Raw genomic sequence first — 15133 nt, 5'->3', positions numbered from 1 at the left:
TCAGCTTTCGCGGACGATGACGAACTCGGCGAGGTCGCGGAGATATTCCAGCGGTTCCGAGTCGTCAACGCCGGACGAGTCGAGCGCATTGAGCGCTTCGTCGGCCTGCTGTCGCGCGCGGCGGTTCGCCTCTTCGGGCGTCAAGTCGGTCACCTGTACGAGCGACGGACGGCCCATCTCGGCGTCCTGTCCGGTCGGCTTCCCTAACTCCTCGGCGTCGGCGGTCGCGTCGAGCACGTCGTCACGAATCTGGAAGGCGACGCCGACGCGGGCGGCGTAGTCACCGAAGGCTTCGACGACGTGGGCGTCGCCGCCGGCCGCGACCGCGCCCAGTTCGGCGGCGGCACGGAAGAGTGCGCCCGTCTTTCTGTGTGCTAGTTGCATGTACTCCGTTTCGTTCGACGGCACGGCGACGAGTTCGGTCGCCTCGCCCTCGCCGAGTTCGACCATCGACTCGGCGACGATGCGGGTCGCGCGGTCGCTGGACGACAGCAACGCGAACGCTTCGCCGAGCAGGCCGTCGGAGGCGATGATAGACGGCCCGTATCCGTACGCCGCCCACGCGCTCGGGGTGCCGCGGCGGATATCGGACCGGTCGATGATATCGTCGATGACGAGCGAGGCGTTGTGGACGAGTTCGACGCCGACGGCAAAATCGACGGCGTCTTCGGGGGACCCACCGACGGCCTCGCAGGCGAGGATGGTCACGGCGGGGCGGACGCGCTTGCCCCCCGCGAGAGCGACGTGGTCGAGTTGGTCGGCGAGTTCCGACGGCTCGACCGCCGAGACGACCTCTTCGAGGCGGTCGTTTACCATCGTGACCCGGCGCTCCAGGTATTCCATTGTCGGTTCGTAGTGTTGGGTAGGGAAGTACGTACCGGATTTCGAGAAACCGAGCGACCGGGGTTCAGGCCCCGATTTCGTCGCACACTCCCGGCGTACTTCTACGGGGATTGCTCCCCGGCTCATTCGTTCTCGACCTGTAAAAACGACTGGCGACCGAATTGGGTATTCCCCGAACTGCTCGATGCGTTTCCGGAACCGCGTGCGACCTCCTTTTCTCCGGCCGCTCACGGGTTCGCGGCCGCAAAAATATGGATCAAAAACGAGGTGAGTTATTCGAACCGTTCGATGAGTTCCGGAACCACGTCGAAGAGGTCGCCGACGATACCGTAGTCGGCGATGTCGAAGATGGGTGCGTCGGGGTCGGTGTTGATAGCGATAATCGTCTCGGCACCTTTCATCCCGGCGACGTGCTGGACTGCACCGGAGATACCGACCGCGAGGTAGACCTTCGGGGTCACGACCTTGCCGGATTGGCCGACCTGTCGGTCCTTCGGGAGCCAGCCGTTGTCAACGATTGGGCGCGAAGACGACAGGGTTGCACCGAGGGCGTCGGCAAGGTTCTGGACCAGTTCGATGTTCTCTTCTTCTTCGATACCGCGGCCGACGGAGACGAGCACGTCCGCCTCCGAGATATCGACGTCGCCGCCGCCGACCTCTTCGAATCCAGTTACGCGCGAGCGCACGCGAGACTCGTCGAGAGTGAAGTCGAACGCTTCGACGGCGGGTTCGCCAGCGGCTTCCGCGGCGTCCCACTCGCTCGGACGGATAGTGACTACGGCGCGGTCGGCATCGACTTCGACGGTCGATTCGACCTTCGAGGCGTACATCTCGCGGGTGACTTCGAGCGTCCCGTCGTTCTGGAGTCCGACGGCGTCGGTCACGAGCGGGAGGTCGAGCGCTTCGGCGACTGCGGGCGCGTAGTCGAGACCGTTGACGGTGTTGCCTGCGAGGATGTAGGTCGGGTCGAGTTCCTCGTACAGCGCTGTGATGGCCTGCACGTACACGTCGTGGTTGAACTCGTCTCCCTCGGAGACTGTGTGAATCGTGTCCACGCCGTCGAGCGAGAGTGCTTCGGCGAAGCCGTCCACGTCGCCGCCGATAACGGCGAGGTGGAGGTCGCCGCCGGTATCGCCGACGAGGTCGGCACCCGCGGTGACGAGTTCGAAGGAGACGTCGCGGAGGTCGCCACGGCGGTGTTCCGTAATGGCGAGTACGTCGCTCATTGGGAACCCACCCCCTTCTCGCGGAGGACGGTCGCAAGTTCGGCGGCCTGCGTTCCTGCATCGCCCTCGAAGTACGTCGCGTCGGATTCGGTCTCCGGTTCGTACACGTCGGTCAGCACGAGGTCGGATTCGACGGCCGACCCGTCGAGTCCGAGGTCAGAAAGCGTCATGGGTTTGATTTCTTTGGACTGAGCCTGACGGATTCCGCGCAGACTCGCGTAGCGCGGTTCGTTGATACCGGTCTGGATGGTGAGCACGGCGGGCAGATCAACTTCGGTGAGTTCTTCGACGCCACCTTCGAGTTCGCGGCGGACGTTGGCGACAGCACCGTCAACGTCGAGGTCGAGGTCGTTGACGACGGCGGCCCACTCGAAGTCGATCGCCGACGCGAGCGAGACGCCGGTCGCGCCGAAGCTATCGTCGTTCGCCTGAACGCCCGTCAAAACGAGGTCCGGGTCTTCTTCTTCGACGACCGCCGATAGCAGTCGCGTCTTCGCGCCCACGTCGAGGAGATCAACGTCGTCGAGCGCGTCGTCCCACACGCGCACCGCGCGGTCAACACCCTTGGCGAGCGCCATGCGGATGGTCTCTTCGGAGCGCTCGGGACCGATGGTCGCGCTGACGACTTCGACATCGTCGTTCTCCTCGGCGATTTGAACCGCCGCTTCGACCGCGTACTCGTCCCACTCGTTGAGGTCGTAGTCGAGGTACTGCTCTGCTACGCGGAGGCCGTCGAGTTGGAAATCCTCCTCCACCTCGGCAACCTCTTTGACGGTTACGAGAACTTTCATCAACGTTCCCTACCGACGGGGGCGAATAAACGTTTTCGCACCGTCGCCGTCGTCAGCGCGGGCGGTCGTTATGCCGTGTTTTCGTCCTCGTCAGGGAGCGAGATGAGGTTTTCGCGGCCGAGACGGAGCTTTTCGACCCGTCCTTCGTCGGCCATCGCCGACAGCAGTTGCGACACTTTCGCGTCGGACCAGCCCGTCTCCTTGACGATATTCGCCTGTTTCATCCGTCCGCCGTTTTGCTCTAAGAGCAGTTCGACGCGCTCTTCGTCCGAGAGCAGGTCGAGGTCGATATCCTGCGTTTCGCTCGCTTCGTCTTCGTCCTCGGATTCGAGTGTTGGCGCTGGTTCGTCTCGCGGCTCGGACGGTTGCTCGTCTCTCGTCTCACTCTGGGGTTCGCGTTGCGGCTCCGTCTGTGGTCGCTCGCGGCCCGACGGACGGCGACGCAGGTAGACAATCAGGCCCGCAATCAACACGACGGCCGCGACGGTACCGCCTCCGATGAGTCCGACCGGTAACTCTCTGGTCGAGTCGTACGTCACCGCCAGCTGGTCCGGCGAGTCGATTCTCGTCGGCCCTTCGATGACGAGCGCCCGGTTTTCCAGCGGGAGATTGGTACTGTTGACCGTGTAGCCCGGCGGGCTTTGGATGGTGAGATTCTGGTTCGAACGAAGCGACGTCACCCACGTCTCACCGTTCCCCGCGGCGAACGCGTCTCCGAGGCGCAGTCCTTGGTCAGTCTGCTCTAAGAAGTTCGTCCACGTAAACGTTAAAACGAGCACGCCCGTCCCGTTTTTGACGTATCCTCTCCGCGTGGTGTTCTGAATCGTCATCGACCGCTGAGTCTGCGTTTCGGCCGTCTGGCTGACCCGCTCGAACAGGTCGGCGTCCAGACCGACGTCCGCCGATCCTCGTTCGTACCGCCGCGCGAACTCCTCGAACGCCGTCGTCTCGTTTTCCGTGTCGAGTTCGTAGTACATCTCGATGCGCCAATCGGCGGACCGGTCGTTCTGTAGCTCGATGAGAATCTCGGTCCTCGGCGTCCGTTCGAGCGTCGATTGTTGGGCGACGAGAGGAGTCCGGTCGAGAGCCGCCGTGTCAGCGCTATGAGTGTCGGTTGTGACAGCGCCGGCTGTCGAGACTGGTGCCGCAACACCGGCGACGATGAGGGAGAGGACAACGATGAGGGCGACACTCCGCATACGTGAATCCGTTTCGTCCGGCGATGAAAACGCTTTCCATCGACTCAACGCCGCGTTCCGTCGCTATTGGTTACTGTTAGCATTTTGTAACTGAGTCGAAACGTCGGCCCCACGGGCGTCTCGACACAGCCCGTTTCGTGGACTGGCAACTCGTAAGAGGGTCATTTTAGTACTGCCATCGTGTATCCAACGTCGATGAAGGCCCTTCCGTTCGTCCTCGCCATTCTTCTGGTGGCGTCGCCGGTTCTCGGTGCGGTCGGTCCCGACGCTGTCTCGGGGCAGACCCCGGCTCTCAACGGGACGTCGCCCACGCAGACTCAACAGGTGTCGAACGAGACGGTTCGCGTCCTCGACATTCCCGAGTCGGCTATCGTGCAAGCGACAGTCGAGCCGCAACACGTTGACCTTGGCCCATCGCTCGACTTCGCGGCGCTCAGATCCGGAGGGCAGATACAAACCGGCGCATCTATCGAGCGGATCGAGTCGGCGAACGACGACAGCATCCGCCAGCAGTTGATTCTCGACGAAATAAACCGCATCGAACAGCGGGCTATCGCCCTCCAGAGTACACAGCGGTCGGTCATAGAAGCGTTCAACGACGACCAAATCTCCGCACGCGAACTGCTCGTCGAACTCGCCCGTATCGACGCCGAAGCACGCGGTCTCAACGAACGCCGTATCGAGCTTCGTAGCCTCGCAACTGAGACGCCTGATTTCTCTATCGAGTCTGCTCGGCTTGCGGCGCTCGAACGCGAACTCGACACGTTCACCGGTCCCGTCAGAAAACACGCCGTCGCCGTCATGACGGGGCGCTCGGACCCGACGCGGTTTTCCGTCCGAACGAGCGACACTGGCGTCGTTCTCAGCGTCGTCGCGGACGGCGAGTACATCCGCGAAGCGTACCGGGCCGACCTCCGGGACCGCGACCGGAGCACAGTCACGTACGAAGACGCGCTCGGTATCGTCGCGGACAACTACCCGGCCGTCTATTCGAGCCGTTCAGCTCAAAACGGGACGAACGTCATCAGCGCTGGCAACAGCCATCGCGTGCGCATCAATTACAATAGCGGACAACTGGCGGCGTACGTTGACGCCGGAAGCGGAGAAGTGTTCAAAGAGACCCAGCGCCGACCGCTCAGGGGTGTCTCCCTGACTACGCCAACGACGGAGGTTAAAGACGGTCTCTCGCTTACGGCGTATCGAACCTATCCCGGCGGTCCGCTCCGAATCCAGTTGAACGAGACCGAGACTGACACGCCGGTCGATGCGAACGTGACGCTTGGACTCGAAGCTAGCCAAGAGAGCACGCTGGTCGGACACACCGGTCCCGACGGGACGATTTGGACCGTCTCGCCGTCTGAGACGTTCACTATCACCGTCATCAAGGGTAACTCGGCGGTCGTCCTTACCACGTCGCCGACGACTATCCCCGGGCTTGCGACGAACACGACCGGGGAGTCCAACTCGACGCCCGACGGGGAGACGACACCGGCACCAACTCCCGGGACTCCAATCCCGGCGTAGCGGCGTTTCGAATCATCGACCCGGACGCTGACGAACGTTCTTATCGCATGCCGGGACCACACACTCTCGATGTTCCGTCAGTTCCACCGTTCGACTCGTGGCTCTTCTATTCTCATCGGGAGCGTCCTTCTCGTCGGCATCGTCGTCGTCATTGCCGGCGTCGTCGGCGTCGCCGCGTTCGAGGTCGCTGAGTCGTCCCCATCGCCGGCACAACCGACGGCGCTGTCGCTTTCGGTCTCCGACGAAACACTCTCGATAACGCACGAGGGCGGTGCGCCGCTCGACGTGGCGACACTCAGTGTTCGTATCTCGGTCGATGGCGAGACGCTCGCGCACCAACCGCCGGTCCCATTCTTTTCGGCGACGGGATTCCGACCGGGACCGACAGGACCGTTCAACGCGGCGGCCGATTCGGAGTGGACCGCCGGAGAGCTTGCGACTCTCGAACTCGCCGGGACGAACGACCCCGACATCACGACCGGGTCGTCGGTAGTCGTTCGCGTCTACGACGACGAGACGCCGGTCGCGGTGCTTCGAGCGACGGCTTCGTAGACTCCCGTCTGTCGGTGACAAGAAGCTACTGAACGTGCGACCGGACTGTGAGACCGAGACCGTGAGAACGCGGGCTGACTCTCCGTGAGAACGTGCGGCCGAACTTATTCCTCTGGCGCGCGTGCGATGGTCACGATGGCACGCGGGCTACCGGGCTGGCGTTGGAGGATGTGGTGTTCGATATCGACGAAGCCAGCGGCTTCGAACATTCGGTCGGCTTCGTCCTCGTCGTAGAAGAGCATGATTGCGTCGGCGAGCTTTTGGAAGACGCCGGATTTCGGGTCGTCGGGACCGACGACGAGTACCTTGTGTCCGGGCTTCACCACTCGGCGGAACTCTTCGAGTGCGACGACCGGGTTCGGCCAGTATTCGATCGACCCGGACGACCAGATGACATCAAACGTGTCGTCGGCGAAAGGAAGACGCTCGGCGTCGCCGCGGTAGAACCGAACTTCGTCGTTCTTGCCGAATTTCTTCCACGCTTTCTGCATCTGGTGGATGCTCTGGTCGAGGCCGTGTACGTCGTCGGTGTAGCGGAGCAGTCCCTCGGTCCCGAAGCCGGTACCGCACCCGACGTCGAGAACGCGGTCTCCCTGCTCGATATCGAGCATTTCGAGCGCCTCGTCGCGCATCTCCTCGTTCCAGATGAACGGGTTCACCTGGTCGTACACCTTCGAGAGGTACTTGTAGAACAGGCGGGCCCGCGCTTTGTTTTCGAGGACTCCCATCGCGCCGGGATTAGGACTCACCGATGATAACGGTGCGGATTCGCGGCGCAGTTCGGCACTCGGACGGGCGATTTATCTCGCCATTCTGGAATGTCTGTCACAGACTTTCCGCAAACACCTTATACAGCGCTTGTGCAACGTTCCTGTGATACGAGTATGCCGAGACAAGAGGTTCTCGAACGAATCAAAACGGCCGAGCAGGAGGCCGACGACATCGTTGAAGAGGCCGAGGCCAAACGTGAGGAGCTCGTCGCGGAGGCGCGCCGCGAAGCCGATGAGATTCGCTCCGAGGCCGAACAAGAGGCTGACGAACTCGAAGCCGAGCGTCTGCAGGAGGGACGCGCGGAGATAGAGACGGAGCGGGAACGCATCCTCGAAGAAGGCGAGGAAGCCCGTGACGAACTGGTCGCCGAGGCGGAAGACCACATCGACGACGCGGTCGAGTACGCCATCGGCAAATTCGAGGAGGCGGTTAATGCTCAGACCTGAGCAAATGAGCAAGGTCTCGGTGACCGGTTCGAAGGGCGTCATGCCCGAGGTCATCGAGACTGTCCACGATCTCCGACTGCTTCACGTCACCGAGTACGACGGTTCGTGGCAGGAGGAGTTCGGATTCGAGACGGGGACGCCCATCGAGGGCGCGGAGAGCGCCTCCGATAAACTCGTCACCGTTCGCTCGCTCAAGAGTATCCTCGGTGTCGAAGATTCCGACGCCGGTCGCCAGCGCATCGTCCCGGACGACGCACTCGGCGAGCCGCTCGAAGAGATTCGGGCCGAGGTCAACGAACTGGACGACCGCCGCTCCGAGCTCGAAAACAAGCTCCGGTCGGTGGACGAAGAAATCGACGCGATGGAGCCGTTCGTTGACCTCGGACTCGACCTCGACCTGCTTTCGGGGTACGACACCCTGCAGGTCGTCGTCGGACAGGGCAAACGCGAGGCCATCGAGCGCGCAGTCGTCGATTCGCCCGACATCAACGCGTACGAAATCTTCTCGGGCAAGCGCACCCACGCCATCTTCGGCCGCCCGGTCGAGGACGCCTCAGAAATGGCGCTCACGGACGCGCTCGTCGGCGTCGAGTTCACGACGCTCGATGTGCCGGACGCTTCGGGAAGCCCGGAAGACCACATCCGCGAACTTGAACAGCGAAAGCGCGAGCTCGAATCGAAGCTCGAAACCGTCGAGTCAGAACTTCACGACCTCGCGGTCGAAGAAGGCGAGTTCCTCCTCGCGGCCGAGGAGCGCCTCTCAATCGACGTCCAGAAGACGGAAGCGCCGTTGTCCTTTGCGACGACCGAAAACGCCTTCGTCGCAGAAGGCTGGATTCCGACCGAGCGTTACAATCGCTTCGCCAGCGAACTGAAATCTATCGTCGGCGAGCACGTCGATGTCGAAGAAATCGAACGCGCGGAGTTCTCCCGCGATGGCCACGACCACGCGCGCGAAGAGGTTCCGGAAAGTGGTGGCACCGCCGCCGCAACCGACGGCGGGTCCGTCGTCATGTCCGATGATGAACCGCCAGTCATCCAGAACAACAGCGGCGCAGTCAAGCCGTTCGAACTCCTCGTGCAGGCGGTCAACCGACCGAACTACCACGAGTTCGACCCGACCATTATCCTCTTCCTGACGTTCCCGGCGTTCTTCGGGTTCATGATCGGGGACTTCGGATACGGTCTCATCTACACCGCTATCGGGTACTACCTCTACGCGAGCTTCGACTCTGACGCGTTCAAGAGTATGGGCGGGATGACGATTGCGGCCGGTATCTTCACCACGATATTCGGCATCCTCTACGGGGAAATATTCGGATTCCACCTCATCACGGAGTACTTCTGGGAAGGCATGCTCCACATGTCTCACCCGCCGATCGAGAAGGGTCTCTCGCCGGCTACCTCCGAGTGGGCACTCGCGTGGCTCACCGTGAGCGTCGTCGTCGGTATCCTGCATCTGAACGTCGGCTACATCTTCGACTTCGTCGAGAAGTCGCAACTCCACGGTGCGAAGGAGGCAATCCTCGAAACCGGTTCGTGGATTCTCATGCTGAACGGCCTGTGGATTTGGGTCTTCAGTGATGCCCTCGGTGGTGTTCCCCCCGAATTCCTGTTCACGACGTTCGCCAGTGGCGGGCTTCTCCCGATCGGCTTCTCGGGCTTCTCGTACACTGTCGGCTGGGGTGGATTCGGACTCTACCTATTCGGTGCGCTCTTGCTGGCGCTGGCAGAGCCCGCTGAACTCGCCGAGTTCGCGGCCGTGCTCTCGAACGTCCTGTCGTACACTCGTCTCGGCGCTGTCCTCATCGCTAAGGCGTCGATGGCGTTCGCAGTCAACCTACTCGTCTTCGGTGTGTACGTTGACGACCACGGCGGGTGGCACTTCGGCCTCGGCGGAATGCCCGACGCCACCGCTGTGGCGGCGCTCGCTCCGGGTGAAACGCTGAGTTACCACGGATACGAAGTGACCAACGTCCTATTCGGCGGGCTGTTCCACTCCGGCGCGGCTGGCGTCGTCGGTGGACTGCTCGTCCTCGTCGTCGGCCACATCGTCGTCCTCGCGCTCGGTGTCACGAGTGCGGGTCTGCAAGCCGTCCGTCTCGAATACGTCGAGTTCTTCGGCAAGTTCTTCGAGGGCGGTGGCCGCGAGTACGAACCGTTCGGCTACGACCGTCAGTTCACGACCGAAGACTGAGTGAACAGGCGGTACCTTCTTTATCGACCGCTTCGATAGCGACGGCTCTCCCGGAATCACCGACGACAGCCGCCCGAATGCCGTATTTCACCCGATTATTTTGGGAACCTTTATGAGAAGGCTTGCAACACATACGAACGTTCGGAGACGACAATCCGGTACTCAGGAACACACAATGATTGAAGCAATTGAACCCCTCATGACTGCACTGCAGAGTGAAGCCGCTTCCTCGCCCGCTATCACCGCCGACGCTGCGGCGGCCCTTTCGGTCGGTATCGCCGCCTTCGCAGCCGGATACGCCGAGCGTGGTATCGGTTCCGCTGCGATGGGTGCCATCGCCGAGGACGAGGGTCTCTTCGTCAACGGGCTGATCCTTACGGTCCTCCCCGAAACTCTCGTCATCCTCGCACTGGTCGTTGTTTTCGCGGCCTAAGCACCCCTCCCTTTCCCATTATGAGTTTGGATAACGTCGTTGAGGATATCCGAGACGAAGCCCGCGCACGCGCAGAGGAAATCAGGCAGGACGGCCAAGAACAGGCGGACGCTATCATCGCCGAAGCCGAGGCCGATGCCGAAGACATCCTCGAATCGCGTACGGCAGACGTCGAGCAGCAGATCGAACGGGAGCGCGAACAGGCGCTTTCCAGTGCGAAGCTCGAAGCCAAGCAGGCACGACTCGGCGCACGCCGTGACGTCCTGCAGCGCGTCCGCGAGCAGGTCGAACGCGAACTTGCCGAGTTCGAAGGCGACCGCCGCGAAGAGCTTACGCGTTCGCTACTCGATGCTGCCGCGGTCGAGTTCGAAGATGAAGACGAAGTGAGCGTCTACGGCCGTGACGAGGACGCTGACATGCTCGAAACCATCCTCGCCGACTACGACGGGTACGAAGTCGCCGGTGAGCGCGACTGCCTCGGTGGCGTCGTGGTCGAAGGCGCGAACTCGCGTGTTCGGGTGAACAACACCTTCGACTCGGTCCTCGACACAGTCTGGGAGGACAACCTGAAAGAAGTGAGTACGCGACTGTTTGACGACCAATGAGCACTGCAGGCGGCTCGAATCCGGAATACGTTATCGCTCGTGTTCGAGCGCGACGCAGTGCCCTGTTCGGAGACGAGGAGTACCGTAAACTGGTCCGTATGGGGCCGGCCGAGATTGCCCGATTCATGGAGGAGTCGGAGTACGAGACCGAGATCAATGCGCTGGGGAGTCGATTCTCCGGTGTTGACCTCATCGAGTACGCGCTGAACCAGAATCTGGCGAAGCAGTTCAACGACATCCTCGACTGGGCAGGTGGCCGCCTCTACGACCTCATCGCACGGTACCTCCGCAAATTCGACGCATGGAACGTCAAGACCATCATCCGTGGTATCTACTCCGAGGCGCCACGCGATGAAGTCGAAGCGGACCTCATCCGTGCCGGCGAGTTCGACGACAAACTTCTCTCGCGTCTGCTTGATGCGAGCGAACTCGAAGAAGTCGTTGACCTCCTTTCCGGCACGATCTTCGGAGACGGCCTCGCGGCCGCCTACGAGGATTACGAAGAGGTTGGCGTTCTCGTGCCCCTGGAAAACGCGGTTGACCGCGCCTTCTACGAGCGACTGCTCGAAGGGCTGGTCGTCGGCGAAGAAGCCAAGCAGTACCGCGAATTCCTCAAAGCAGAAATCGACTTCCGAAACGCCCGCAACGCGCTTCGAATCGCCCGCAGTGGCGCTGACCTCGACCCGGTTGACTACTTCATCGAGGGCGGAACGCTGTTCCGGGCGACGGAACTTGCGGCACTGGCGACCAGTCCGGACGAACTGGTCTCGAAGATACGCGACAGCCAATACGGTGACCGTCTCTCGAAGGCGCTTTCGGACCTCGAAGACGCAGACAGCCTCATCGGATTCGAACGTGCCCTCGACGCGGCACTCTTAGAGTACGGTGACTCGCTCGGACACGTGTATCCGCTGTCTGTCACCCCAATCGTCTCGTATATCCTCGCCAAGGAGCGCGAGGTCGATAACATCCGGGCGATTGCCCGTGGCCGCGAGGCAGGGCTCGGCCCCGATGCAATCGAGGAGGAGCTGGTCATCCTATGAGCCAGGAAATCGCAGTTATCGGCAGTCCGGACTTCACCACGGGGTTCCGACTTGCGGGCGTCCGTAAGTTCGAAAACGTCCCGAACGAAGAAAAGGACGAAGCACTCGACGAGGCCGTTATGCGCACGCTCGAGGACGAAGACGTCGGCATCATCGTGATGCACGAACGCGACCTCGACCACCTTTCGCGCAACGCCCGCCAATCCGTCGAGCGAAGCATCGAGCCAACGCTCGTGACGCTCGGCGGTTCCGGTGGTGCGAGCGGTCTCCGCGACCAGATCAAGAGAGCAATCGGTATCGATCTGATGGACGAATAACCAAACATGAGTCAGGCAACACAAGGTTCCGTTCGTGAAGACGGAGTCATCGCAAGCGTGAGTGGTCCGGTCGTGACCGCCCGTGGCCTCGACGCCCGTATGAACGACGTCGTCTACGTAGGCGACGAAGGACTAATGGGCGAGGTCATCGAAATTGAGGGCGACCTCACGACCATTCAGGTGTACGAAGAGACCTCCGGTGTCGGTCCCGGCGAACCCGTCGAGAGTACGGGCGAACCGCTAACCGTCGACCTCGGTCCCGGGATGCTGGACGCCATCTACGACGGTGTCCAGCGCCCGCTGGACGTTCTCGAGTCCAAGATGGACTCGCCGTACCTCGACCGCGGTGTCGACGCACCCGGTATCGACCTGGAGAAAAAATGGGAGTTCGAACCGACGGTCTCCGAAGGCGACGAAGTCGCCCCCGGTGACATCGTCGGGACCGTTCCCGAAACCGTGACCATCGAACACAAGGTCATGGTCCCGCCGGACTTCGAAGGCGGCGAAGTCGCCGTCGCCGAAGCAGGCGAGTTCTCCGTCACCGAGGCGGTCGTCGAACTCGACAACGGCGAAGAAATCACGATGCACCAGGAGTGGCCGGTTCGGAAGGCGCGTCCGTCTGCGGAGAAGAAGACGCCCCGCGAACCGCTCGTCTCCGGTCAGCGCATCCTCGACGGGCTGTTCCCCATCGCAAAGGGCGGAACGGCCGCGATTCCGGGTCCGTTCGGGTCCGGAAAGACGGTTACACAGCACCAGCTCGCCAAGTGGGCCGACGCTGACATCGTCGTCTACGTCGGCTGTGGTGAGCGCGGTAACGAGATGACCGAGGTAATCGAGGACTTCCCGGAACTCGACGACCCGAAGACGGGCAACCCGCTTATGGCGCGGACGTCGCTCATTGCGAACACGTCCAACATGCCCGTGGCGGCCCGCGAATCCTGCATCTACACCGGAATCACCATCGCGGAGTACTACCGCGACATGGGCTACGACGTCGCGCTGATGGCCGACTCCACCTCCCGGTGGGCAGAGGCAATGCGCGAGATTTCCTCGCGTCTCGAAGAGATGCCCGGCGAAGAGGGGTACCCCGCGTACCTCGCCGCGCGTCTCTCCGAGTTCTACGAGCGTGCAGGCTACTTCACGACCGTCAACGGTCAGGAAGGCTCCGTCTCTGTCATTGGCGCGGTTTCGCCGCCGGGCGGCGACTTCTCCGAGCCGGTTACGCAGAACACTCTGCGTATCGTGAAGACGTTCTGGGCACTCGACGCGGACCTCGCAGAACGTCGGCACTTCCCGGCGATTAACTGGAACGAGTCGTACTCCCTCTACCGAGAGCAACTCGACCCGTGGTTCGTCGAAAACGTCCAGGACGACTGGCCCGAAGAGCGCCAGTGGGCGGTTGACGTGCTCGACGAGGAGAGTGAGCTTCAGGAAATCGTTCAGCTCGTCGGTAAGGACGCCCTGCCGGAGGACCAGCAGTTGACGCTCGAAGTCGCTCGCTACCTCCGTGAGGCGTATCTCCAGCAGAACGCGTTCCACCCGACGGACACGTACTGCGAACCCGAGAAGACGTACGGTATCCTCACCGCAATCCACAAATTCAACGACGAGGCGTTCAAGGCGCTCGAAGCCGGCGTCCCCGTCGAGGAAATTCAGTCCATCGAGGCGGCTCCCCGGCTGAACCGCATCGGTGTGCAGGAAGACTGGGATGCGTACATCGAGGACCTCAAAGCAGAGATCACTGAGCAACTCCGCGAGCTGTACTGAGACCATGAAGGAATACCAGACTATCACCGAAATCAGCGGCCCGCTGGTGTTCGCCGAGGTTGACGAGCCGATTGGCTACGACGAAATCGTCGAAATCGAGACTCCTCAAGGCGAAACCAAGCGCGGACAGGTCCTCGAATCCAGCGAGGGCGTCGTCGCAATTCAGGTGTTCGAAGGCACGACCGGTATCGACAGGAACGCGTCCGTCAAGTTCCTCGGTGAGACCCTCAAGATGCCCGTAACCGAGGACCTTCTCGGTCGCGTGCTCGACGGGTCCGGCCAGCCGATCGACGGCGGCCCCGAAATCGTTCCCGACGAACGCCGTGACATCGTCGGCGCGGCAATCAACCCGTACTCCCGCGAGTACCCAGAGGAGTTCATCCAGACTGGCGTCTCAGCCATCGACGGCATGAACACTCTTGTTCGTGGACAGAAGCTCCCCATCTTCTCTGCGTCGGGACTTCCCCACAACGACCTCGCGCTCCAGATCGCTCGTCAGGCGACGGTGCCTGAGGACGAAGAAAGCGGCGAAGACTCCGAATTCGCTGTGGTCTTCGGCGCGATGGGTATCACGCAGGAAGAGGCGAACGAGTTCATGGAAGACTTCGAGCGCACGGGCGCACTCGAACGCTCCGTCGTCTTCACGAACCTCGCGGACGACCCCGCAGTCGAGCGGACGGTCACGCCGCGTCTCGCCCTGACGACCGCCGAGTACCTCGCGTTCGACAAGGACTACCACGTTCTCGTCATCCTCACGGACATGACGAACTACTGTGAGGCACTCCGCGAAATCGGTGCGGCCCGCGAAGAGGTTCCGGGTCGCCGTGGCTACCCCGGTTACATGTACACCGACCTTGCACAGCTCTACGAGCGTGCGGGTCGTATCGAGGGACGCGAAGGGTCTGTCACGCAGATTCCCATCCTCACGATGCCGGGTGACGACGACACGCACCCGATTCCTGACCTGACCGGATACATTACGGAAGGGCAGATCTACATCGACCGCGACCTCAACTCGCAGGGTATCCGCCCGCCGATTAACCCGCTTCCGTCTCTCTCGCGGCTGATGGACGACGGTATCGGTGAGGGACTCACCCGCGAGGACCACGCCGACGTGTCCGACCAGATGTACGCGGCGTACGCAGAAGGTGAAGACCTCCGCGACCTCGTGAACATTGTCGGTCGTGAAGCGCTCTCCGAGCGTGACAACAAGTACCTCGACTTCGCCGAGCGATTCGAAGCTGAGTTCGTCAACCAGGGCTTCGATTCGAACCGTTCTATCGAGAACACACTCGAAATCGGCTGGGACCTCCTGTCGATGCTTCCGAAGTCCGAACTCAACCGTATCGACGAAGACCTCATCGAGGACTACTACCGCGAAGAAGCCGAGACTGCCGAAGCGGAAGCCTAACTCCGGCG

15 protein-coding genes are annotated in these 15133 nt (G+C 61.9%); 10 read left to right on the top strand and 5 right to left on the bottom strand.

Features of this window, described 5'->3' with window-relative positions; genetic code table 11:
- The 4 genes from C440_RS07715 to C440_RS07700 form a co-directional block, all read right to left on the bottom strand.
- Positions 1–843 carry a polyprenyl synthetase family protein gene (locus C440_RS07715; protein ID WP_008319794.1) on the bottom strand — a complete coding sequence of 281 codons (843 nt, stop codon included), beginning with the start codon at positions 841–843 and terminating at the stop codon, positions 1–3.
- Positions 844–1115: 272 nt separating this feature from the next.
- A complete protein-coding gene (locus C440_RS07710) occupies positions 1116–2069 on the bottom strand; it encodes an electron transfer flavoprotein subunit alpha/FixB family protein (protein ID WP_008319793.1) in 954 nt (317 codons plus the stop codon).
- A complete protein-coding gene (locus C440_RS07705) occupies positions 2066–2860 on the bottom strand; it encodes an electron transfer flavoprotein subunit beta/FixA family protein (protein ID WP_008319792.1) in 795 nt (264 codons plus the stop codon). The genes C440_RS07710 and C440_RS07705 overlap by 4 nt, the downstream gene beginning before the upstream one ends.
- A 68-nt stretch (positions 2861–2928) precedes the next feature.
- On the bottom strand, positions 2929–4059 hold the full coding sequence (locus C440_RS07700; protein ID WP_008319791.1) for a helix-turn-helix transcriptional regulator: 1131 nt from the start codon (positions 4057–4059) through the stop codon (positions 2929–2931).
- 195 nt (positions 4060–4254) lie between these two features.
- Between C440_RS07700 and C440_RS07695 the strand changes: the two genes are divergently transcribed.
- Together C440_RS07695 and C440_RS07690 are read left to right on the top strand one after the other, a co-directional pair.
- On the top strand, positions 4255–5583 hold the full coding sequence (locus tag C440_RS07695) for a DUF7094 domain-containing protein (RefSeq protein ID WP_008319790.1): 1329 nt from the start codon (positions 4255–4257) through the stop codon (positions 5581–5583).
- 69 nt (positions 5584–5652) lie between these two features.
- The gene (locus C440_RS07690) at positions 5653–6135 is read left to right on the top strand and encodes a type IV pilin (RefSeq protein WP_008319789.1); all 483 of its coding nucleotides are present in this window, start codon (positions 5653–5655) and stop codon (positions 6133–6135) included.
- Between the two features lie 104 nt (positions 6136–6239).
- Here C440_RS07690 and C440_RS07685 read toward each other — a convergent pair whose 3' ends face one another.
- A complete protein-coding gene (locus tag C440_RS07685) occupies positions 6240–6863 on the bottom strand; it encodes a methyltransferase domain-containing protein (protein WP_008319788.1) in 624 nt (207 codons plus the stop codon).
- A 156-nt stretch (positions 6864–7019) separates the two neighbouring features.
- Between C440_RS07685 and ahaH the strand changes: the two genes are divergently transcribed.
- The 8 genes from ahaH (at position 7020) to C440_RS07645 (ending at position 15125) form a co-directional block, all read left to right on the top strand.
- A complete protein-coding gene (ahaH, locus tag C440_RS07680) occupies positions 7020–7352 on the top strand; it encodes an ATP synthase archaeal subunit H (RefSeq protein ID WP_008319787.1) in 333 nt (110 codons plus the stop codon).
- The gene (locus tag C440_RS07675; RefSeq protein ID WP_008319786.1) at positions 7339–9549 is read left to right on the top strand and encodes a V-type ATP synthase subunit I; all 2211 of its coding nucleotides are present in this window, start codon (positions 7339–7341) and stop codon (positions 9547–9549) included. Before ahaH ends, C440_RS07675 begins: the two co-directional genes overlap by 14 nt.
- Positions 9550–9724: 175 nt before the next feature.
- Positions 9725–9982, top strand: a complete 258-nt coding sequence (locus C440_RS07670) for a F0F1 ATP synthase subunit C (RefSeq protein WP_008319785.1) — start codon at positions 9725–9727, stop codon at positions 9980–9982.
- A 20-nt stretch (positions 9983–10002) separates the two neighbouring features.
- Complete coding sequence (locus tag C440_RS07665) at positions 10003–10587, top strand: V-type ATP synthase subunit E (RefSeq protein WP_008319784.1); 585 nt, start codon at positions 10003–10005, stop codon at positions 10585–10587.
- Positions 10584–11630, top strand: coding sequence for a V-type ATP synthase subunit C (locus C440_RS07660; RefSeq protein WP_008319782.1), 1047 nt, complete (start codon positions 10584–10586; stop codon positions 11628–11630). The genes C440_RS07665 and C440_RS07660 overlap by 4 nt, the downstream gene beginning before the upstream one ends.
- Positions 11627–11947 (top strand): V-type ATP synthase subunit F, encoded by a 321-nt coding sequence (locus C440_RS07655; protein ID WP_008319781.1) that lies wholly within the window; start codon positions 11627–11629, stop codon positions 11945–11947. The genes C440_RS07660 and C440_RS07655 overlap by 4 nt, the downstream gene beginning before the upstream one ends.
- A gap of 6 nt (positions 11948–11953) precedes the next feature.
- Positions 11954–13714 carry an ATP synthase subunit A gene (locus C440_RS07650; RefSeq protein ID WP_008319780.1) on the top strand — a complete coding sequence of 587 codons (1761 nt, stop codon included), beginning with the start codon at positions 11954–11956 and terminating at the stop codon, positions 13712–13714.
- A gap of 4 nt (positions 13715–13718) precedes the next feature.
- Positions 13719–15125: an ATP synthase subunit B gene (locus C440_RS07645; protein WP_008319779.1), complete on the top strand. Its 1407-nt coding sequence runs from the start codon at positions 13719–13721 to the stop codon at positions 15123–15125.
- Positions 15126–15133: the final 8 nt, after the last annotated feature.

Origin of the sequence: Haloferax mucosum ATCC BAA-1512 (assembly GCF_000337815.1) — an archaeon.
Taxonomy (GTDB): Archaea; Halobacteriota; Halobacteria; order Halobacteriales; family Haloferacaceae; genus Haloferax; species Haloferax mucosum.
Note: the sequence above shows the minus strand (reverse complement) of the source record. Positions and strands in the feature narration are given on the sequence as shown.